General features: G+C 64.6%; 20 protein-coding genes, 1 pseudogene and 1 riboswitch. Of the genes and pseudogenes, 7 read left to right on the top strand and 14 right to left on the bottom strand.

What is annotated here, in order from left to right; genetic code table 11:
* Positions 1-3: 3 nt before the first annotated feature.
* The 7 genes from SO139_RS18740 to SO139_RS18710 all read right to left on the bottom strand — a co-directional run bounded on the left by SO139_RS18740 (position 4) and on the right by SO139_RS18710 (position 7,953).
* Positions 4-1,212 carry a vWA domain-containing protein gene (locus SO139_RS18740; protein ID WP_449377842.1) on the bottom strand — a complete coding sequence of 403 codons (1,209 nt, stop codon included), beginning with the start codon at positions 1,210-1,212 and terminating at the stop codon, positions 4-6.
* Positions 1,209-2,075 carry an AAA family ATPase gene (locus tag SO139_RS18735; protein WP_474798327.1) on the bottom strand — a complete coding sequence of 289 codons (867 nt, stop codon included), beginning with the start codon at positions 2,073-2,075 and terminating at the stop codon, positions 1,209-1,211. Before SO139_RS18735 ends, SO139_RS18740 begins: the two co-directional genes overlap by 4 nt.
* Positions 2,076-2,077: 2 nt before the next feature.
* Positions 2,078-4,498: an aerobic carbon-monoxide dehydrogenase large subunit gene (locus SO139_RS18730; protein WP_449384295.1), complete on the bottom strand. Its 2,421-nt coding sequence runs from the start codon at positions 4,496-4,498 to the stop codon at positions 2,078-2,080.
* The gene (locus tag SO139_RS18725) at positions 4,495-4,995 is read right to left on the bottom strand and encodes a (2Fe-2S)-binding protein (RefSeq protein WP_449384294.1); all 501 of its coding nucleotides are present in this window, start codon (positions 4,993-4,995) and stop codon (positions 4,495-4,497) included. Before SO139_RS18725 ends, SO139_RS18730 begins: the two co-directional genes overlap by 4 nt.
* 11 nt (positions 4,996-5,006) lie before the next feature.
* Positions 5,007-5,870: an FAD binding domain-containing protein gene (locus SO139_RS18720; RefSeq protein WP_449384297.1), complete on the bottom strand. Its 864-nt coding sequence runs from the start codon at positions 5,868-5,870 to the stop codon at positions 5,007-5,009.
* Between the two features lie 198 nt (positions 5,871-6,068).
* Positions 6,069-7,274 (bottom strand): MHYT domain-containing protein, encoded by a 1,206-nt coding sequence (locus tag SO139_RS18715; RefSeq protein ID WP_449384293.1) that lies wholly within the window; start codon positions 7,272-7,274, stop codon positions 6,069-6,071.
* Between the two features lie 100 nt (positions 7,275-7,374).
* Complete coding sequence (locus tag SO139_RS18710; RefSeq protein WP_498540356.1) at positions 7,375-7,953, bottom strand: 6,7-dimethyl-8-ribityllumazine synthase; 579 nt, start codon at positions 7,951-7,953, stop codon at positions 7,375-7,377.
* A gap of 77 nt (positions 7,954-8,030) precedes the next feature.
* Positions 8,031-8,181, bottom strand: a riboswitch (FMN riboswitch).
* Positions 8,182-8,582: 401 nt separating this feature from the next.
* Between SO139_RS18710 and SO139_RS18705 the strand changes: the two genes are divergently transcribed.
* Entirely contained in the window at positions 8,583-9,083 is a 501-nt protein-coding gene (locus SO139_RS18705; RefSeq protein ID WP_449384291.1) for a type III secretion system chaperone family protein, read from the top strand.
* Between the two features lie 225 nt (positions 9,084-9,308).
* Positions 9,309-10,136: a pyrroline-5-carboxylate reductase gene (proC, locus tag SO139_RS18700; protein ID WP_498540355.1), complete on the top strand. Its 828-nt coding sequence runs from the start codon at positions 9,309-9,311 to the stop codon at positions 10,134-10,136.
* Positions 10,137-10,276: 140 nt separating this feature from the next.
* Here proC and SO139_RS18695 read toward each other — a convergent pair whose 3' ends face one another.
* From SO139_RS18695 to SO139_RS18675, 5 genes and pseudogenes are all read right to left on the bottom strand, one after another.
* A complete protein-coding gene (locus SO139_RS18695; protein ID WP_449384289.1) occupies positions 10,277-10,669 on the bottom strand; it encodes a thioesterase family protein in 393 nt (130 codons plus the stop codon).
* 177 nt (positions 10,670-10,846) lie between these two features.
* Positions 10,847-11,050, bottom strand: coding sequence for a tautomerase family protein (locus SO139_RS18690; RefSeq protein ID WP_057741976.1), 204 nt, complete (start codon positions 11,048-11,050; stop codon positions 10,847-10,849).
* Positions 11,051-11,299: 249 nt separating this feature from the next.
* A pseudogene (hisS, locus tag SO139_RS18685) lies at positions 11,300-12,644 on the bottom strand (histidine--tRNA ligase); the annotation flags it as partial.
* 168 nt (positions 12,645-12,812) lie between these two features.
* Positions 12,813-13,703, bottom strand: coding sequence for a branched-chain amino acid aminotransferase (locus tag SO139_RS18680; protein WP_449384288.1), 891 nt, complete (start codon positions 13,701-13,703; stop codon positions 12,813-12,815).
* Positions 13,704-13,827: 124 nt separating this feature from the next.
* Positions 13,828-14,910, bottom strand: a complete 1,083-nt coding sequence (locus SO139_RS18675) for a branched-chain amino acid aminotransferase (protein WP_449384287.1) — start codon at positions 14,908-14,910, stop codon at positions 13,828-13,830.
* A gap of 340 nt (positions 14,911-15,250) precedes the next feature.
* On the opposite strand from SO139_RS18675, the gene SO139_RS18670 reads away from it, so the two are divergent.
* Genes SO139_RS18670 through SO139_RS18660 form a run of 3 tightly spaced genes read left to right on the top strand, consistent with a single transcriptional unit; the run spans position 15,251 to position 17,928 of the window.
* Positions 15,251-15,793 carry a MarR family winged helix-turn-helix transcriptional regulator gene (locus tag SO139_RS18670; RefSeq protein ID WP_474798322.1) on the top strand — a complete coding sequence of 181 codons (543 nt, stop codon included), beginning with the start codon at positions 15,251-15,253 and terminating at the stop codon, positions 15,791-15,793.
* On the top strand, positions 15,790-16,518 hold the full coding sequence (locus SO139_RS18665; RefSeq protein WP_254098411.1) for a response regulator: 729 nt from the start codon (positions 15,790-15,792) through the stop codon (positions 16,516-16,518). The genes SO139_RS18670 and SO139_RS18665 overlap by 4 nt, the downstream gene beginning before the upstream one ends.
* Positions 16,519-16,539: 21 nt before the next feature.
* The gene (locus SO139_RS18660) at positions 16,540-17,928 is read left to right on the top strand and encodes an ATP-binding protein (RefSeq protein ID WP_449382830.1); all 1,389 of its coding nucleotides are present in this window, start codon (positions 16,540-16,542) and stop codon (positions 17,926-17,928) included.
* A gap of 98 nt (positions 17,929-18,026) precedes the next feature.
* Here SO139_RS18660 and SO139_RS18655 read toward each other — a convergent pair whose 3' ends face one another.
* Positions 18,027-18,563, bottom strand: coding sequence for a DUF3617 domain-containing protein (locus SO139_RS18655; RefSeq protein ID WP_449382829.1), 537 nt, complete (start codon positions 18,561-18,563; stop codon positions 18,027-18,029).
* Between the two features lie 37 nt (positions 18,564-18,600).
* Complete coding sequence (locus tag SO139_RS18650; RefSeq protein ID WP_449382828.1) at positions 18,601-18,894, bottom strand: hypothetical protein; 294 nt, start codon at positions 18,892-18,894, stop codon at positions 18,601-18,603.
* A 181-nt stretch (positions 18,895-19,075) separates the two neighbouring features.
* On the opposite strand from SO139_RS18650, the gene SO139_RS18645 reads away from it, so the two are divergent.
* Positions 19,076-19,543 carry a hypothetical protein gene (locus SO139_RS18645; protein ID WP_449382827.1) on the top strand — a complete coding sequence of 156 codons (468 nt, stop codon included), beginning with the start codon at positions 19,076-19,078 and terminating at the stop codon, positions 19,541-19,543.
* A gap of 105 nt (positions 19,544-19,648) precedes the next feature.
* The gene (locus SO139_RS18640; protein ID WP_449382826.1) at positions 19,649-20,341 is read left to right on the top strand and encodes a ribonuclease T2 family protein; all 693 of its coding nucleotides are present in this window, start codon (positions 19,649-19,651) and stop codon (positions 20,339-20,341) included.
* The last annotated feature ends 51 nt before the right edge of the window (positions 20,342-20,392 follow it).

The following is a 20,392-nucleotide window of genomic DNA, read 5'->3' as shown; positions in this document are numbered from 1 at the left end:
CCGTCAGAGCTTCGCCAGGTAGGGTTCGAGCGCGCGCAGGCTTTGCAGCGTGTTGGCGGGCGCGTAGAGATCGACATAGGGCAGCGCGGCCTTGATGCCCCTCGCCTCCGGCGCATAGCCCTCCCACGCCATCATCGGATTGAGCCAGACGATGCGCCGGCATCGCCGCGACAACGCGGCCATTTCCCGTCCGAGCAATACGGCATCGCCGGTCTCGTAGCCGTCGGACACAATCATCACGCAACTGCGCGAATGGATCACGCGCTGCGCGTGCCAGCGGTTGAAGCTTTGCAGGCTCTCGCCGATCTTCGTGCCGCCGCCCGCGCCCTGCGCCATGATCGAGAGGCGGTCGAGCGCGCGGCCCGCATCCTTCTCCTTCAGCGCGTCGGAGACGTAGGCGAGGCGCGTGTGGAACAAAAACGCCTCGGCCTCGTGGAATTCGTCGAGCACGCCGTGGATGAAGCGCAGGAACACGGATGTGTAGGCGCTCATCGAGCCAGACGTATCGAGTAGAACAACAAGCCGCAGCGGCTTGTCCTTGCGCTGCCTCCTCACCAGGCTGATCGGCACGCCGCCATGGCTGATATTGCGGTGGATGGTGCGACGAAGGTCGAGTCGGTAGCCGCGCCGCCGCGCGAGATCGCGCCGCGTTAGCCGCGTGCGCATCACTTTTGCGAGCTGCGCCGCGGCCTCATGTGCCTGCGCGATCTGGTCGGGGTCTCTGAGTTTGCGGAAGTCGACTTCGGCAAGGCTCTCCGCGCGTGAGGCGCCTTCCATCCGCCCCTCGCGGCCGCGCCCATCCGGCGCATCGTCGGATGACGGAATCTGATCGGTCAGCGGGCGATCGTCGCGCTGTTCCATCGCCCTATCCTGCAAGTTCTTGATTGACGGGCTGCTCGCGCCCTGCGCCGAGCCAACCGTCCGCGAGCGCGAACGCACGCGCTTGCCAAGCCAGAATGCGTCGAACAGGCCGTCAAACTTGTCCCAGTCTGACTTCCGCGCCGAAAACAGATGTTTGAACGCGGAGCGCAAGAGGCGCGGACGCGCAGCATAGCCCGCCGACATCAGCGCCGCGGCATCCTGCCCTTCCGCAAGCCCGACCCGAAAGCCGGCGTCACGCAAGGTGCGCAGGAAAGCCGCCAGCCTTGCGGAGATAAGTCGGGAGACCTCGTTGAGATCATCGAACTCCGGGCTTGCGCCGCAGCAGCTCATGCGACCCTCCCGAGCAGGCGCTCCGTCACCTCGCGCGTGACACGCGCGCGGTCCTCATGTGTCTTCAACAGGCAGATCAACGTTTCGTGCACGGTTCCGGGCGCATCGTGGAGATCACTTATGTCGAGGCCGACGAGCGCGGCCGCCCAGTCCAGCGTCTCGGCAACACCAGGTACTTTCCGCAATTCTTCCTTGCGGACGCCCTCGACCATGCGCGCGATCTGGAGCGACAGGGACGGGCTTGCGCCCGCGATCCGCGCCAGGATGATGCGGGTCTCACGATCTACGTCGGGATAGTCGACATAGTGATAGAGGCAGCGCCGGCGCAGCGCATCGGAGAGCTCGCGGGTGCCGTTCGAGGTCAGCACTACCTGCGGGATGGTGATCGCCGGAATCGTGCCAAGCTCGGGGATCGAAACCTGGAAGTCGGACAACAGCTCCAGCAAAAATGCCTCGAACTCGTCGTCGGCGCGGTCGATCTCGTCGATCAGCAGCACCGGCGCCTGCGCGCGGCGGATCGCGCCGAGCAGCGGGCGTTCCAGCAGGTATTTTTCCGAGAAGATCTGGTCCTCGATGCTGTCGGTGCCGCGATGCGCCTGGATTGCCAGCAATTGGCGCTGGTAGTTCCATTCGTAGAGCGCGGAGGACTGATCGAGACCCTCATAGCATTGCAGACGGATCAGCTCCGTCGCATGCACCTTGGCGAGCGCCTTCGCCACCTCCGTCTTGCCGACGCCCGCCTCGCCTTCCAGCAGCAGCGGACGCCGCAACAATTGCATCAACGAGATCGCAGTCGCGAGCTCCGCGTCGGCGATGTAGCCCGACGCGGCCAGCGCTTGCGCGATCTCGTCACGGCCTTTCATCGCTACGCGACCGCCCCGAGCTGCTTCGCCGCCTTCCAGTTGCGCCAGTAGTCGTGCGGCATCTGGATGTGCGTTGACCCCAGAAACGAGAACGCATCATTGACGGCATTGGAGAAGGCCGGCACGCCGCCGACATTCGGGCTCTCGCCGACGCCCTTGGCGCCTATGGGGTGATGCGGCGACGGGGTAACGGTGAAGTCGGTCTCCCAATGTGGGGTCTCGACCGCGGTCGGCATGAAAAAGTCCATGAACGAGCCGGTAACGACATTGCCGGTGTCGTCATAGCGGATCTCCTGGCCCATCGCGATCGCGAAGGCCTCGGTGAGGCCGCCATGCACCTGGCCCTCGATGATCATCGGGTTGATGCGGGTGCCGCAATCGTCGAGCGCATAGAAGCGCCGAATCTTGTACACGCCGGTATCGACGTCGATGTCCATCACGCAGAGATAGGCGCCGAACGGATAGGTCATGTTGGGCGGGTCGTAGTAGCTGACCGCCTCGAGCCCCGGTTCCATACCCGGCGGCACGGAGTTGTACGCCGCCCAACAAATGTCTTTCATCGACATGAACCTTTCCGGCAGGCCCTTCACGCGGAAACCGTCGATGTCCCATTCGAGGTCGTCCTCATGGACCTCGAGCTTATAGGCTGCGATCATCTGCGCCTTGGCCTTGATTTTTCGCGCAGCCATCGCGATCGCGGCGCCCGCGACCGGCGTCGAGCGCGAGCCGTAAGTGCCGAGCCCGTAAGGCGCGGTGTCGGTGTTGCCCTCCTCGACCTGAATGTTGTCGGCGGGAATGCCGATCTCGGTCGCGATAATCTGCGCCCAGGTGGTCTCGTGGCCCTGGCCCTGGCTCTTCGTGCCCATGCGCGCGATGCCCGCACCGGTCGGATGCATGCGGATCTCGCAGGAGTCGAACATGGCGATGCCGAGGATGTCGCAATTCTTCGACGGACCGGCACCGACGATCTCGGTGAAGAAGGAGACCCCCAAGCCCATGATCTCGCGGGTCTCGCCGCGCTTGAAGGCTGCGCGCTTGTCCGCCTGCTCCTTGCGGAGCGCAACGTAGTCGGTCGTCTCCATCATCTTGCGCATGGCGGTGTGGTAGTCGCCGGAATCGTATTCCCAGCCCAGCGCCGAGTGATAGGGAAACTGCTCCGGCTTGATAAAGTTCTTCAGCCGCAGCTCGGCCGGATCCATGCCGAGCTTCTGCGCCAGGATATCCATGGCGCGCTCGATGCAGTAAGCCGCCTCCGTGACGCGGAACGAGCAGCGATAGGCGACGCCGCCCGGCGCCTTGTTGGTGTAGACGCCGTCGACGGCGAGATGCGCCGTCGGGAAGTCGTAGGAGCCGGTGACGATGTTGAAGAAGCCGGCCGGCCATTTCGACGGGTCGGCGCAGGCGTCGAACGCGCCGTGATCGGCGAGCACGTGGACGCGAAGACCGGTGACCTTGCCATCCTTGTTCGCGGCGATTTCGGTGGTCATATGATAGTCGCGTGCGAACGAGGTCGCAGTCAGGTTTTCGATGCGATCCTCGACCCATTTCACCGGCTTGCCGGTGACGATGGAGGCGACGGCTGCGCAGATGTAGCCGGGATAGGCGCCGACCTTGTTGCCGAAGCCACCGCCGATATCGGGCGAGATCACATGGATCTTCTGCTCCGGCAATTTCGCGATCAGCGACACCACCGTGCGGATCACGTGCGGGGCCTGGAAGGTGCCCCAGATCGTCAGCTCGCCCTTGATCTTGTCAAATGAGCAGACACACTGGCAGGTCTCGAGAGGCGACGGGTGGGTGCGGTGATAGGAGATCATCTCCTTGATCGTCACCTCGGCCTTCCTGAAGGCCGCGTCAGTCAGATCCTTGTCTCCGACCGTCCATTCGAAGATGTGGTTGTGGTGCTTGCGCGGGCCGTGCGCGCCCGTGGTCTTGCCGGCGAGATCCTCGCGCAGCACCGGCGCATCAGGCGCCATCGACTTGAAGGGATCGACCAACGGCGGCAACGGCTCGTATTCGACGACGACCTTGTTGACGCCGTCGTCGGCGGCATAACGGTCGGTCGCAACCACGAAGGCGACCTCCTGGTTCTGGAACAGCACCTTGCCGTCGGCCAGCACCATCTGCACGTCGCCGGCAAGCGTCGGCATCCAGGCGAGGTTCACCGTCTTCAGCGTTTCGGCGGTGATCACCGCGAGCACGCCGGGGACTTTCAGCGCCTCGCTGTCGTCGATTTTCTTGACGCGCGCATGCGCATGCGGCGAGCGAACGAAGTCGCCATGCAGCATGCCCGGCAGCTTGACGTCGTCGACGTAATTGCCCTTACCTTGGGTGAAGCGGATGTCCTCGACGCGCTTGCGCTTGCAGCCCATGCCTTCGAGTGCGGCCGTGCGTTGTTCCCGCGTGGGAGTTAAGTCGTTCATTCCGCGGCCTCCTTGAATTCGATGCCGTTGAGCTTGGCAGCGGCGTATTGGATCGCCCTGACGATGTTCTGGTAGCCGGTGCAGCGGCAGATGTTGCCGGAAATGCCCATCCGGATTTCCTCTTCGGATGGCGAGGGATTCTCCTTCAGCAAGCGGTGCGCCCGCATGATCATGCCGGGCGTGCAGAAGCCGCATTGCAGGCCGTGCATCATGCGGAAACCTTCCTGCAAGGCCGACAGCGAGCCATCGGCATTGGCCATGCCCTCGACGGTCGTGATGTCGCTGCCATCGGCCTGGACCGCGAACATGGTGCAGGACTTCACCGACATGCCGTCGATATCGACGGTGCAGGCGCCGCAATGGGTGGTCTCGCAACCGATATGGGTGCCGGTCATCGCCAGATTCTCGCGGATGAAATGCACCAGCAGCGTTCGCGGCTCGACGAGGCCTTCGACCTCAGCGCCATTCACCTTCATGGTCACATGCGTTTTTGCCATTCGTCCCTCCCCTAGCGCGCGCGGCTTGCGGCGCGTTGCAGCGCCCGCGCCACCATGATGCCGCCGACATGCTTGCGATATTCGACAGGTCCGCGGGCGTCCGCCGCCGGCGACATGATCGCTTGCGCCGCAGCGGCAGCGTTTCTCAGCGCAGCCGCATCGAGGCTCGTGCCGATCACGGCTTTCGCGGCGTCAGCCGCGAGCAACGGCGTCTCGTGGACATTGGTGAGGCCGATCGCGCAGGTCGCGACCTTGCCGCCCGCCATGGTCAGCACGGCGGCTGCGGCGGCGGTCGCGTAATCGCCGACCTTGCGCTTGAGCTTTTCATAGCCATAGCCATGGCCGTCCGCCAGCACGGGGACCGATACCGCGGTGAGGATCTCGCCGGGCTCGAGCGCGGTGAAATAGGCGCCCTGGTAGAAATCGGTCGCCTTCACCTCGCGGGCGCCATGCGCGCCTTCGAGGCGATAGGTCGCGCCCAGCGTCAGCATCAGCGCCGGCATGTCGTTGCCGGGATCGCCATTGGCGACATTGCCGCCGATCGTGCCGCGGTAGCGCACCTGCGGATCGGCGATCAAGAGCGCGGCCTCATGGAGGATCGGCACTGATCTTGCGACATCCTCGGAGGCGAGCAGATCATGCTGGGTGGTCATCGCGCCGATGACGAGGTTATTGCCGTCGCGGCGGATGCCCTTGAGACCGGCGATGCCGTGGAGGTCGACCAGATGAGTGGGGCTCGCCAGCCGAAGCTTCATCATCGGCACCAGGCTGTGCCCGCCGGCCAGCGGCCGCGCGTCCTCGCCGAGGTCGGACAACAGTTTGACGGCGTCGGCAACACTTGCCGGCCGGTGATAGCTGAATGCGCCGGGGATCATCGTCTCCTCCCAATCGTCCTTGCGCGCGGTGGCGCGGACGTTGGGCGGGACCGTCTCCCTGGGCGGAGCGAGCCGCAATGGTTGGGGCACAAAGAGTGGATTTTCGCACGAAATGCGGACTGGAACGCACGAATTGCGTCAGCTTGCGCGACCCTCTTCACCCTGCACGCAACAACGGGGAGAGGGAGTGAGACAGCGCTACGCGTTTCGCCGCGTCGCCAGCCCCAACCTCGCCTTCACCTCGGCGATCTTGGCGCGGCTCACCGGCACGCGGTGCGGGGACGGGCCGTCGAGCTCAAGCACGGCACCATCGCCCTCCCTGCGGACGAGGGCGACGTGGGGGATGCAGACGATGTGGCTGCGGTGCACCCTGAGAAACAGGCTCGGATCGAGCTGCGCCTCGGCCTCCGAGATCGACCACGGGCACATCCGCTCGCGGGTGCCATCATGCACCCGCGTATAGTGTGCGTCGGCGCGGACACTGCGGACATCGGCGGTATCGATGAAATGCGTGCCGTCGGCGCCTTCGACGGGCAGCCGCGGGACGGGTGCCGCGCGCGGCGGCTGGCCGAGGCCACCGAGCGGCGCCGACACCGGCCGCAGTGGCGCGGCAACAGAAGCCGGCTCGGCCGCGAACGCGACTGCCGGCGCAACGGGATCGCCGGCCATCGCCGGCACCAGGGTCTGCCGGCGCGGATCCGGCACCAGCGAAAGCAGGAAGCCGGCCGCGATCACGAAGCACAGCACGGCCACCACGATGGAGAGAATTTGTTGCGATGCCGCAAGGCTGCCGCCGAGATGCTGATGCGCTTCACCGGTGAGCGGCATGAAATGCATGCCGTGCATCGCGGTGTAATGCATCCCGGACACCGCGACGCCGAAGGCGATCGCGCTCACGATCAGGCGAAAGCCCTCCTGCTGCGCGAGGAAGGCGCGCAAGCCGCCATAGGCGGTGCCGATCGCAACCACGACCGAGAGCAGCACGATTGGTTCGTCATGCGCGATGGTGAACGGCCCGGAAAGCCCATGGATGCCGACATAATGCATGCTGCTGATGCCGACGCCGAGCAGCACGGCCGAGGACACCACCCGCTTCAGCGATGGCTCGCCGATCGACACGAAGAACAGCGAGATGCCGACCACCAGCGCGCAGATCAGGAACGAGATGATGGTGGGCAGCACGAGATAGACGGTGTCCGGCGGCAGCGGCGCTGCCAGCATGCCGACGAAGTGCATGGTCCAGATGCCGACGGCCAGAAATGTCGCCGCACCCGCGAGCAGCACGCGGTTGCTGACGCCCGGGGTGTTGCGGATGCGCGCCGCAAGCGCAAAGCCGGTATAGCCGCCCAGGCTCGCGATCGCTACCGAGAGCGCGACCAGATAGGGATCGTGTCCTTCGAACATGATCTTGCCGGCCGGTCCGTCTCCACGGACCGCCTCCTCCCGCCGCCGAGTTTATCAACGCGGCGGCGGGAATGACAATCGGCGGCCCGTGAGACGAAGGTTATACGATCCCCGCCGCGACCTGGCCGCGCAGCCGCTCCAGACCGTGCAGCGTGTTGGCGCAGGCCTCGGCAACCTCCACTCCCTTGATCGCAAAGTGCTTGCGGAAAAAGTCGTAGTGCACCTCGGTCTCGTGGAATTGTTGCGGCGTCAGCACCGCGGAGAACACCGGCACCTCCGTGCGCAGCTGCACGTCCATCAACGCCTTGATCACGGTGTCGGCGACGAACTCGTGGCGGTAGATGCCGCCATCGACGACGAGGCCGGCCGCGACGATCGCGGTGTAGCGCCGCGTCTTGGCGAGGATCTGCGCGTGCAGCGGGATCTCGAACGAGCCCGGCACCTGAAACACGTCGACATAGGTGAGATGCCGCGCCTCGGCCTCCTTCAGGAAAGCAAAGCGCGCCTCCTGCACGACATCGTGATGCCAGCAGGCCTCGACGAAGGCGACCCGCTGCGGCTTTGCGAAGCGGGGATGCTCGTGCGTCGGCGGCTCGGGTGGAACCGGTGGAGGCTGGGTTTCTTGGGAGGGTTGAAGCTGGGATGCTTCGACTTGCGGGTCTTGCAACATCTGATTCATGGCTTTCCTTCTTAAGGACCAGAATCAGGGCATACGGAACGACAAGCGGCCGCATCCTCGCGATGCGGACCGCCACCGACCGTTCTCTTTCATCCGGACTTTAACCGTCGGCTTCGGAGTTGCACCGAATCTGCTGACCCTTCCCCTTTGCGGAGGAAGGCGCTCGCGGGCTTGGGCCTTTCGGCCCTTACCGCCGGTGGGGACTTTCACCCCGCCCTGAGAACATCGGCCGTTCGGAATGAACGACCTGAATGAAATATGACGCCGGCGGGCGGCTGCGGCAAGCGCGTTCCCTATGGGGAAAAGGCATAGTCCCATGCCGCCGGGGCGGTCCGGCATCCCATGAAACGGAATTTTGGGACCGCATTAACGATTGCCGCGCCAGTGGCTCCATCCGATTCCGATTTGTTCTCAAATTAATAATTGTGACCGAGATGAGCTGTGGACGAGCCTGTTGGACCTTGTGGACGGACTCGCGACGGAGTTGCGCAGATTCCGCAAATCACATCAGTTGATCCCCGACAGGCCCGCGCGATCCGAGGGGATCGCCGTTAGCGACGTTAAGGGAGCGCGCGCCGGACCAACCGCGTGCGTATCAAGATAACAATAAGGCAAGAGGTCGAGACGGCATGTCCCTGCTCGAAAGTAATATCGATTCCCGCAGCCACCCGCTCTCGGTGGTGGAGGACATCGCCGCAAGCAACAACTGGGCGTTCGAACGTTCCGGCGACGACGAGATCACCATCGTCTCGAAGGGACAGTGGACCGACTATCAGCTCTCCTTCACCTGGATGGGCGAGATCGAGGCGCTGCATCTGGCCTGCGCGTTCGACATGAAGATTCCGGTTGCGCGCCGCTCCGAGGTGCAGCGGCTGGTCGCCGCCATCAACGAGCAATTGTGGGTCGGACACTTCGATCTGTGGACCCACACCGGCATGATCATGCACCGCCAGGCGCTGATGTTGCCGGGCGGGCTGACCGCATCGACCGCGCAATGCGAGGCCATGCTCGCCGGCGCCATCCACGGCTGCGAGCGTTATTTCCCTGCGTTCCAGTTCGTGGTGTGGGCGGGCAAATCGACCACGGAGGCGATGGACGCCGCGATGTTCGACACGGCGGGCGAGGCGTAACTTCCTCTCCGATGCGGTGAGGGAGCCGCGGCTCCCTCCTCATCGTCGTCCCGGACAAGCGAAGCGCGGATCCGGGACCCATACCGCGTGATTTCGCTCGTGGCACGCCGCTTGTTGCCGACACCTCCATCCACTAGAACCTCTTGTGGTTACGCGACGAGCGCAGGCGCTCGCGCGGGGGTCCTGGCTTTCGCCAGGACGACATCGAGTGGGTAGCGGGCAGCGATGGCGAATGACAGCACCTTGAAGGACATCACCGGCACCATTCTCCTCGCCGGCGCGGGCAAGATGGGCGGCGCGATGCTGACCGGCTGGCTGGCGCAAGGCCTCGATCCTGGCCACGTCGCGGTGATCGAGCCGCACCTGTCGCCGGAGATCAGCGCGCTTGCCGCGAAAGGCGTCGCGCTCAATCCGGATGCGAAGGCCGCCGGCAGCGTCGAGACGCTCGTCGTCGCCGTGAAGCCGCAATCCTTCCGCGAGGCCGGCGCGAAGCTGAGGCCATATGTTTCTTTGCGCACCTCGGTGGTCTCGATCATGGCGGGAACCACGATCGCCTCGCTGCAAGAGGTCTGCGGCGGTGCCGTCGTGCGCGCGATGCCGAACACGCCGGCCGCGATCGGCCGCGGCATCACGGTCGCCGTGGCCGCGAACAATGTCAGCGACAAGCAGCGTGCGGTGGCCGACGCGCTGCTCCGTGCCACCGGGTCGGTCGAATGGGTCGAGGACGAAGGCTTGATGGACGCGGTCACGGCCGTCTCCGGCTCCGGCCCTGCTTACGTCTTCCTGCTCGCCGAAGAGCTCGCGCGCGCCGGCGTGGAGGCAGGCCTGCCGGAAGCGCTCGCAACCAAACTCGCGCGCGAGACCGTCGCAGGCGCGGGCGAGCTGTTGCACCGCTCGGAGCTTGCCTCGAGCACGCTACGTCAGAACGTCACCTCGCCCGGCGGCACCACCGCCGCGGCACTCGAAGTGCTGATGGGCGCGCCCGGCCTGCGCGAGCTGATGATCCGCGCGATAGCCGCGGCGACGAAGCGATCGAAGGAACTGGCGAAATAGCCTGTCCCTCATGGTGAGGAGGCGCGAAGCGCCGTCTCGAACCATGAAGGCCCCGGTCATGCCCGCGGCCATCCTTCGAGACGCTTGCTCCGCAAGCTCCTCAGGATAAGGTCAGAGCAAGCGGATCCAAAAGCCTGCACCTACCCGCCCAACCGCTTGTTGAACGTCTCGACATTGACGAGGCCGCGGGCGTGGCGGCCTTCGCCGAGCTTGCGCGCACCCTCGAACGCCTGGACCTCGAAGCGGATCACCCGGCGCTCGACCGTGATCACCTTCGCGGTGGTCCGCACCGTCGCGCCGACGAGGCTAGCCGCGAGATGACGGATGTCGACCTCCGTGCCGACTGTGACCCAGCCCGGCTGAAGCGCGTCGCGGATGGCATCGCCCGCGGTCATCTCCATCTCCAGGATCATCATTGGCGTCGCATAGACCATCGGCATGCCGGGCACGAAATGCCCGACCGTGCGCTCCGCGGGCACCACCAGCGTGCGCTCCGCGCTCATGCCGATCTTGATGAAGTCGCGTGCGTCCATGGATCAACCTGCTTCGCTGTCGTCCCGGACAAGCGAAGCGCAGATCCGGGACCCATAATCACAGGATCGAGTCTTGCGAAGGCTGGCAATTCACAGCTTGCGCCCACAACCACTCTCGGTGGTTATGGGTCCTGGCTTTCGCCGGGACGACGGTTGTGATTGCTGCTACGGCTGCGACTATTTCTTCGCCGCGGCCGCGCGCTCCACGAAGGTCTTGCCGCCCTTCATCTTGTGGCGAAGCGGCGCCTCGTTGATCTGGATGACGACAGCTTCCGCATCGACGCCGAGATTCTTCACCAGCGCCTGCGTGATGTCGCGCATCATGCCGGCCTTTTGTTCGTCGGTGCGGCCTTCGGCCATGCTGACGGTGATCTCAGGCATCGTCTTCTCCCTGCAGCTTTCGCTATGACCGGGCACATCCCGGTCATTCATGGTCGTGCGCATCAAACAGGACGCAGATGCCCGGGACAAGCCCGGGCATGACGGCTATCGCGAATAGCTAACCCCAGCTCACGTCATGGCGCGCCAGCACCTCGCGCACCTTCGCGGCGAGGTCAGCCTCGCTGCACGAGAACTGCGCCGGGCGCGTTTCGCGCCATTCCTGGTTGGAGGCGATCGCGGCCGCGGCCTTGGCGCCTTCGATCAGATCCTTGATTTGCACCTCGCCACGCGCCTTCTCATCCGAGCCCTGGATGATCACGCAAGGCGAATTGCGACGGTCGGCATATTTGAGCTGGTTGCCCATGTTCTTCGGATTGCCGAGATAGAGCTCGGCGCGGATGTCCGCGGTGCGCAAGGCGCTGACCATTTTCTGATAGTCGGCGACGCGGTCGCGATCGAACACGGTGACGACGACGGGGCCGAATTCGGGCCGCGTGTCGAGCTTGCCGAGCAGCGCCAGCGCGGCCTGAAGCCGCGACACGCCGATCGAAAAACCTGTCGCCGGCACCGGCTCGCCACGAAAGCGCGAGACGAGACCGTCATAGCGTCCGCCGCCACCGACCGAGCCGAAGCGAACCGGGCGGCCCTTCTCGTCCTTGGTGTCGAGCAGGAGTTCGACCTCGTAGACGGGGCCAGTGTAGTATTCGAGGCCGCGCACGACGGAGGGATCGATCTTGATGCGATCTTCGCCGTAGCCGGCCGCTGCGACGAGCTTGCCGATCTGGTCGAGTTCGTCGCGTCCCTGCTGCCCGATGGCACTGGCCGCCAGTCGCGAATCAAGCGGCGCGTTATTCTGCTCGATTGCGGAGATGACGAGCGCGATGTCGTCCTCTTTCAGTCCTGCGCCCTTGGTGAAGTCGCCGGACTCATCCTTGCGCCCCTCGCCGAGGAGTTGTCGCACACCAGCAAGACCAAGCCTGTCGAGCTTGTCGATCGCGCGCATGACCGTGAGCCACTGGACGTCGTCGGCGATGCCGAGAGCATCGCGCACACCATCGAGAACTTTCCGGTTGTTCACCTTCACGACGTAGGAGCCGCGCGCAATGCCGAGCGCTTCCATCGTGTCCGCGGCCATCATGCAGATCTCGGCGTCCGCCGCTGGCGTCGCCGAGCCGACCGTGTCGGCGTCGAACTGCATGAACTGGCGGAAGCGGCCAGGGCCGGGCTTCTCGTTGCGGAAGACGTAGCCGGCGCGGTAGCTGCGATAGGGTTTTGGCAGCGTGTCGAAATTCTCGGCGACGTAACGCGCGAGCGGTGCGGTCAGGTCGTAGCGCAGGGAGATCCACTGCTCGTCGTCGTCCTGGAACGAGAACACGCCCTCGTTCGGGCGGTCCTGGTCGGGCAGGAATTTTCCGAGCGCGTCGGTATATTCCATCGCCGGCGTCTCCACCGGCTCGAAGCCATAGAGCTCGTAGACCGCGCGGATCTTCTCGACCATCTGGCGCGTGGCCTTGATCGCGGCGGGATCGCGATCCTCCAGCCCGCGCGGCAGGCGCGCCTTCAGTTTCTGGGGTTTTTTGGATTTTTCGGCCATGCGCGGCGTTTACCAGCCGACGCGCGATGCGGCAACTGGCGTATCCGCCGAACTTGTCATGGCCGGGCTTGTGCCGGCCATCCACGCGCCGCCGCAATGCTGCACCTTAGACGTGAATGCCCGGGACAAGCCCGGGCATGACGGAGAATGCGGCTGGCGCAGAAACCCTTACGCCGCTTCCCGCTTGTCCTTGGGCTGCACCTCGGCCGCATAGTCCCGCATCAACTGCTCGGAGATTGCGCCGGGCGTAAACTTCCACTCCGCGATCTCGGAGACCGGTGTCACCTCGGCGGCGGTGCCGGTGATGAAGCATTCGGCAAAACCGTCGAGTTCCTCCGGCATGATCCGCCGCTCGATCACCTCGATGCCGCGTCGCCCAGCGAGATCGATGACGGTGGCGCGGGTGATGCCGGCGAGGAAGCAATCGGCGATCGGCGTGTGGAGCTTGCCGTCCTGGACGAAGAAGATGTTGGCGCCGGTGCATTCGGCGACGCGGCCTTCCCAATCCAGCATCATCGCGTCCGCATAGCCTTTGCGCTCGGCCTTGTGCCTGGAGATGGTGCAGATCATGTAGAGGCCGCTGGCCTTGGCGAGTGCCGGAATCGTGCGCGGATCGGGCCTTCGGTATTCGGCGAGATCGATGCGGATCCCCTTCAGCCTCGCGGCGGGATCAAAATAGCTCGGCCATTGCCAAGCGGCGATTGCGAGGTGAATGGTGTTGTTCGGTGCGGAGACGCCCATCATTTCCGAGCCGCGCCAGGCGATCGGACGGAGATAAGCATCCGGCAGATTGTTCGTGTCGATGACGAGCTGTTTGGCTGCGTCGATCTCCGCGACCGAGAACGGGATCTCGAAATCGAGGATGTTGGCCGACGCCTTCAGCCGCTCGGAATGAGCGGTGCTCCTGAACACCCTGCCGCCATAGGCGCGCTCGCCCTCGAACACGCAGCTCGCATAATGCAGGCCATGTGTCAGCAGATGGACGCTGGCATCCTTCCACGGCACCAGCCTGCCGTCGTACCAGATGACGCCGTCGATCTCATCGAATGAAACTCCCATGATTTTCTCCCGCTTGTGTTGAATTCATCGCACACGCGCCCGTGCACGCGTCCCGGCAGGACGCGTGCTGGCCGTGCTCAATCAGGGAGACGTCAGGGAAGCGGCGGCCTGAGACCGCCGCAGGTCAAAACACCTTGCGGATCCAGTCGTGCGGGTCGTTGGTGCGGCCGTACTGGATGTCGACCAGCTGCTTGCGCAGCCCCATGGCGACCGGGCCCGCGGCGCCGCCGCTGATGAGGAAGTCGCCGCTCGCCGAGCACACCTTGCCGATCGGCGAGATGACGGCCGCCGTGCCGCAGGCGAAAGCCTCCTTCAGCTTGCCGCTCGCAGCATCCTTGCGCCACTGGTCGATCGCGTAGGGCTCCTCGCGCACCGTCTTTCCGGCGTCCCTGGCGAGCGCGATGATGGAGTCGCGCGTAATGCCCGGCAAGATGGTGCCGAGCGGCGGGGTGACCAGCGACCCGTCATCGAACACGAAGAAGATGTTCATGCCGCCGAGCTCCTCGACATAGCGTCGCTCGACCGCATCGAGGAACACGACCTGGTCGCAGCCATGCTCGATGGCCTCGGCCTGGGCACGCAGGCTCGCGGCGTAATTGCCGCCGCACTTGACAGCGCCAGTGCCGCCGACCGCAGCGCGCGTGTAGTTCTCCGACACCCAGATCGAGACGGGCGCAGGGCCGCCCTTGAAATAGGAGCCGACCGGCGAGGCGATGACGGCAAAGATGTATTCCGCCGACGGCTTCACGCCGAGAAAGATCTCGTTGGCGATCATGAAGGGCCGCAAGTAAAGACTGCCCTCGCCGCCCGGCATCCAGGCGCGGTCGATCCGCACGAGCTGCTCCACCGCCTCGATGAAGACGTCCTCAGGCAGCGGTGCCATCGCCATGCGCTCGGCGGAACTCTTGAAGCGCCGTGCATTGGCGTCGGGACGGAACAGGTTCACGCCGCCGTCGTCGCGCTTGTAGGCCTTCAGGCCCTCGAATATCTCCTGGGCGTAGTGCAGCACGGCACCGGCCGGATCGAGCTGGAAATTGGTGCGGGCTTCGACATGTGCGTCATGCCAACCGCCCTTGGCCTGGCTGTAGCGGACCACAGCCATGTGGTCGGTGAAGACCCGGCCGAAGCCAGGGTTTTCAAGCTTTGCCGTGCGCTCCTTCTCGGAGGTCGGATTGGTGGCAGGCTGGATTTCGAATTTCAGACTCATTTTTCCCTTGCCTCCCGCTGTCGCAATCGGCGCGCGGAAGCGCGCCGGCCTGCCTCTTTCGGGCTCGATAACTTAACCAGGTCTGGCTCCGACCGTGACCAGCCTTGTTACGGCCGGTTTCCCGTGGCCAGCATGTCGCGACAGGACATGCTTTTGCGGAGGGCGGAAGTCCAGTATGTTTTGCCGATATGCTCGACAATCGCACGGTAGATCTGGTCCGGCCGGCGCTGCCTGTCCTGCACTTCCCCGGCCGCTTTGGACAACCATCATCCCGAACGAACCGATCTAAAATTTCGTCCGGGTCGATCGTTTTGTAACATTGAACCCAAGATACGTCAATATGCCTGACATAAATTTCGTGAGTCCCTCCCCCGATGCCGCCGAGACCAAGCCGGCGACAAGCGATGTGGGCAATTTGCGCTGGGATATCATCGAGCTGCTGTTCTTCGCCTATCGTGATTTCGTCGGCGATCCCGACCAGGAGCTGGAGGCGTTCGGCTTCGGCCGGGCCCATCACCGCGTCATGCATTTCGTCTACCGCTATCCCGGCCTCAAGGTCGCCGACCTCCTGGACGTCCTGCGTATCACCAAGCAGTCGCTCGGGCGTGTGCTCAAGCAGTTGCTCGATGAGGGCTATATCGTGCAGAAGACCGGCGATAACGACCGCCGCCAGCGACTGCTCTATGCGACACCAAAGGGCGAGGCGCTGGTGCAGAAGCTCGCCGGGCTGCAGACCACGCGAATCAACCGGGCACTCACCCAGATCGGCCCGCAGGATGCCGAGACCGTGAAAAGCTTCCTGCGCGCCATGATCGACCGCGAGGATCCCGACAAGGTGCTCGAGACGATCTTCGCCACCGTCAACCAAGCCACAAAGGAGTGACCGTGCCGCTCGCAGCCACGCTCGCCCGTCCGCCGGTGGAGCCCGCCGACGACGCCCCGCATATCCTCCTCGTCGACGACGACCGCCGCATCCGCGACCTACTGTCGCGCTTTCTCGCCGCCGAAGGCTATCGCGTCTCCACCGCCGCCAGCGCCAGCGATGCCCGCGCCAAGCTCATGGGCCTGCATTTCGATCTGTTGATCCTCGACGTCATGATGCCCGGCGAGACCGGCTTCGACCTTGCCCGCTTCATTCGGACGTCCTCCTCGGTGCCGATCGTGATGCTGACGGCGCGTCACGAGGCGGAAGCCCGTATCGAGGGCTTGCAGATCGGCGCCGACGACTATGTGGCGAAGCCGTTCGAGCCGCGCGAGCTTGCGCTGCGTATCAACAACATTCTCAAGCGTACCGCCCCGCCGCAGGTCACCACGATCGAGAAGATCGCGTTCGGTCCTTACGTCTTCCATCTCGATCGCGGCGAATTGCGCCAGGGTGAGGAGGTCATCCACCTGACCGACCGCGAACGCGAGATGCTGCGCATCCTCGCCGACAGCCAGGGCGAGACGGTGCCGCGCGCCGCGCTGACCGGCAACGGCAGCGTCAACGAGCGCGCCGTCGACGTGCAGATCAACCGCCTGCGCCGCAAGATCGAGCGCGATCCCGCCAATCCCCTGTTTCTCCAGGCGGTGCGCGGCATCGGCTACCGGCTGGTGGCCTCGCCGTAGAGAGCGGATGAAGCGGACGCGATGAGTACGATCGATACCGGCCTGACGCTGCTGAGGAGCGCCGCAGACCGCGTGTCCGCCGCCAATGGCTGGATGGGCAACGCGTTCAAGAGCTGGATGCCGACCGGCCTCTATGCCCGCGCGCTCCTGATCATGATCGTGCCGATGGTGGTGCTGCAATCGGTCGTCGCCTTCGTGTTCATGGAGCGGCACTGGAACACAGTGACGCGGCGCCTGTCGGCTGCGGTGGTGCAGGACATCGCCGCGCTGATCGACGTCTACAAGGGCTATCCGCAGGACAAGGACCGCGACCAGATCAAGCGCATCGCGCAGCAGCGCCTTGGCCTGGTGGTCGACTTCCTGCCCGCCGGCGACATGCCGCAGCCCGGACCGAAGCCGTTCTTCTCGCTGCTCGACCAGACGCTCTCGGTGCAGCTTGGCCGGCAGATCGGACGCCCATTCTGGATCGACACCGTCGGTCGCTCCAACGTCGTTGAGATCCGCATCCAGCTCGATGACGCCATCATGCGCGTGTTCGCACAGCGCAGCGCGGCCTATGCCTCCAACTCTGAGATCTTCCTGTTCTGGATGGTCGGCACTTCCTCGATCCTGCTGATCGTCGCAGTCTTGTTCCTGCGCAACCAGATCAAGCCGATCCTGAAGCTCGCGGACGCCGCGGAAAGCTTCGGCAAAGGCCGCGATGCACCCAACTTCCGCCCGCGTGGCGCGCGCGAAGTCCGCCGCGCCGCGATGGCGTTTCTAGAAATGAAATCGCGCGTCGAGCGCTCGATCGAGCAGCGCACCGCGATGCTCGCCGGCGTCAGCCACGATCTGCGCACCATCCTGACCCGCTTCAAGCTCGAGCTGGCGCTGATCGGCGACAATCCCGAGATCGAGGGCATGCGCAAGGACGTCGACGAGATGTCGATGATGCTCGAGGACTACCTCGCCTTCGCGCGCGGCGATTCCGGCGAGCAGTCGCAGCCGACCGACATGGCCCAGGCGCTCGAGGAGCTGCGCAGCGACGCCGAGCGCCACGGCCACACTGCGACAGTCGCGTTCAACGGCCTGCCCGTGGTGACGGTGAAGCCGGCCTCGTTCAAGCGCTGCCTCGCCAACCTCGTCACCAACGCGGCACGCTACGGCAAGACGATCGCCATCACCGGCCAGCGCGATCACCGCTATCTTACCGTCACCATCGACGACGACGGGCCCGGCATCCCCACGCATTTGCGCGAAGAAGTGTTCAAGCCGTTCTTGCGGCTGGACAACGCCCGCAACCAGGACGAAGGCGGCACGGGCCTGGGCCTTGCGATCGCACGCGACATCGCTCGCTCGCATGGCGGCGACATCACGCTCGGCGACAGCCCGATGGGCGGATTGCGGGCGAGCGTGCGGATCCCGGTATAGCGCTGAAGCGGCCCGGATGGAGCGAAGCGCAATCCGGGATTCTGGCGCGGCGGATGGGAAGGCCCCGGATTTCGCTTCGCTGCATCCGGGCTTCGAACCTACTTCGGCAGCAGATCCTTCAGCTTCGCGGCGTCCTTGACGTTCATCTTGAAGCCGCCGGGCATCACGATGTCGCCGGGCTTCTGGTCCGCCTTGCACGGGCCGAGCCATTTGGCCTCGATCGTCGTGGTCGCATCGCGCCCCGCAGCGCCGGCAACGCCGCCCTGGATGTGCGCGGTGCTCTTCACGGTGTAGGCGGCGTTGAAGTCGCCGGTGATCTCGGCATGGGAGGTCGTGGTGGTGCCGGCGACGTTGCAGACGGAATCGCTGACATAGCCGGTTGCCGTCTTCTGGATGTCCTGCTTGGTGCAGATCTGCTTGGCCATCGGGGAGACGTTGTTGCTCATCTCCTTGTCGACAGTCTCGTCGGTGCAATGCTGCATGGTCATTTCCGGCATTGGCCCGCCGGACCGGAGCATCTTCATCTCCCAGAGGCCGGCCTTGCGCACCGGCAGATCCACCGCATGCGCAACCGTCGTCGCCGACATCGCGAGCGCGACGAGGCTAGCGCAGAAAACAACAGGCCGTCGCGTCATGCGCCCAACTCCCGGTCACAGCTTGCGGTCTGAAGGATCAGTACAGCGTACGCAGCGGCTGCTCGGCCGCGCCATACGGAACCCAGCGGCAGGAGAAGGAGATGTAGCCGCCCTCATAAGCCTGCACGGCGAGGAATTTCACCACCTTGCCATAGCGCGCGCAGTGATCGACCGCGACCTGACGTGCGTCCACATGGGTCGCCATCGAATAGGCGATGATGCCGCCGGTGTCGTTGCCCTTGAAGGGGGGTACCGGCAGGATGTCGGCGCGCGCGAACCCGCTTGCCAGCATTCCAACGGTGAGAAAGCCCGCGGCCGCAATGATTCGCATTCCCGTCACTCCTTTTGGCTTGCGCCAGTTTACGGCGCCGCGGACGCGCTGAAAAGAACGGAAGGCCTGCCAGGTGCGACGTTGCGTGCAACTCGCTGGCGAGTGTTGCCGCGCTGCACTTGACCTCTCCCCACCTTCGCGGCACGGTCCGATGCTTGCAGCCATATCTCCTGGATTGCCCATGCGCGACCTCGTCACCTCTCTGAAATCGTTCCGCTTTGCAGCGGTATTCGGCCTCATTCTGGGGGCGGTGTCGCTGACCGAGGCCAAGGCCGCCAATCCGCTGGAGCTGAACTTCTGGCTGGAGGGGCCGCGCTATGACGGCCGGGTCGCCGACTGCGACAAGGCGCTGCCGACGATCGCCACGCAGTTCTGGGAAAAAGAAAGCTCGTTCTGGAATTCGTCGTTGAAGATCACGGGCTTCGCCGGGATCCACGAGACCGCCTTCCGGCCTTGGCAGTCCGACAACCTTCCACGCCGCTATTGCACGGGAGATGCCATGCTCAGCGACGGCAAGGTGCGCAAGGTGCATTTCTCGATTCTCGAGGACGGCGGCTTTGCCGGCTTCGGCCAAGGCGTCGAATGGTGCGTGGTCGGCCTCGACCGCAATTGGGCGTACAATCCCTCCTGCCGTGCGGCAAAACCCTGATTCGGGTGAAGCGTCGCGCCAAAGCGGGCGGCGTTCAATTTTGTTCTTGAAATGTTCTCGTTGCCTGCTAGGCTCTCTTGCACAGTCTAGTTGAAGGGCGTCGCCATGTTTTATTCCAGATTGCATTCCCTGTCCCGTTTCCTGATCTCCCTCGTACTCACGGCCGGCCTCGTTACGCTCGCAGGCAGCGCAATGGCGCAGGACAAGCGCCAGAACGCGCCCGGCGAATTCGATTTCTACGTGCTGTCGCTGTCCTGGTCGCCGTCGTTCTGCGAGGAAGCGGCCGAGCGCGGTGGCCGCTCCCAGATCCAGTGCGGCGGGCGGCCCTACGCCTTCGTTGTGCACGGGCTGTGGCCGCAATATGAAAATGGCTTTCCGGAATACTGTCAGCGCCCGGCGCCCCGCCTGAACCGCAGCATCGTCTCCTCCATGCTCGACCTGATGCCGGCGCCAGGGCTGATCTTCAACGAATGGGACAAGCACGGCACCTGCTCGGGCCTGTCGGACCGCAACTACTTCGAGACCGTCCGGAAAGCGCGCGCCGTCATCAAGATTCCGGCCGAGTATCTCGATCTGTCGCAGGCCAAGACCGTGGCGCCCACCGACGTCGAGGAGGCCTTCATCAAGGCCAATCCCGGGCTGAGCAGCTCGTCCGTTTCGGTGACGTGCAACCGGACACGGTTGTCAGAGGTGCGCATCTGCCTCAACAAGGACCTGCAATTTCGCTCCTGCGAAGAGCTCGACCGCCGCGCCTGCCGCCGCGACCAGGTGACGATGCCGCCGATCCGCGGCGGCTGAAGTCGCAGGTCTGCATCCTCGTTTTGCGGAATCAGGCGAGGCACCTTCCCG

Source organism: Bradyrhizobium sp. UFLA05-89 (assembly GCF_059803475.1).
Note: the sequence above shows the minus strand (reverse complement) of the source record. Positions and strands in the feature narration are given on the sequence as shown.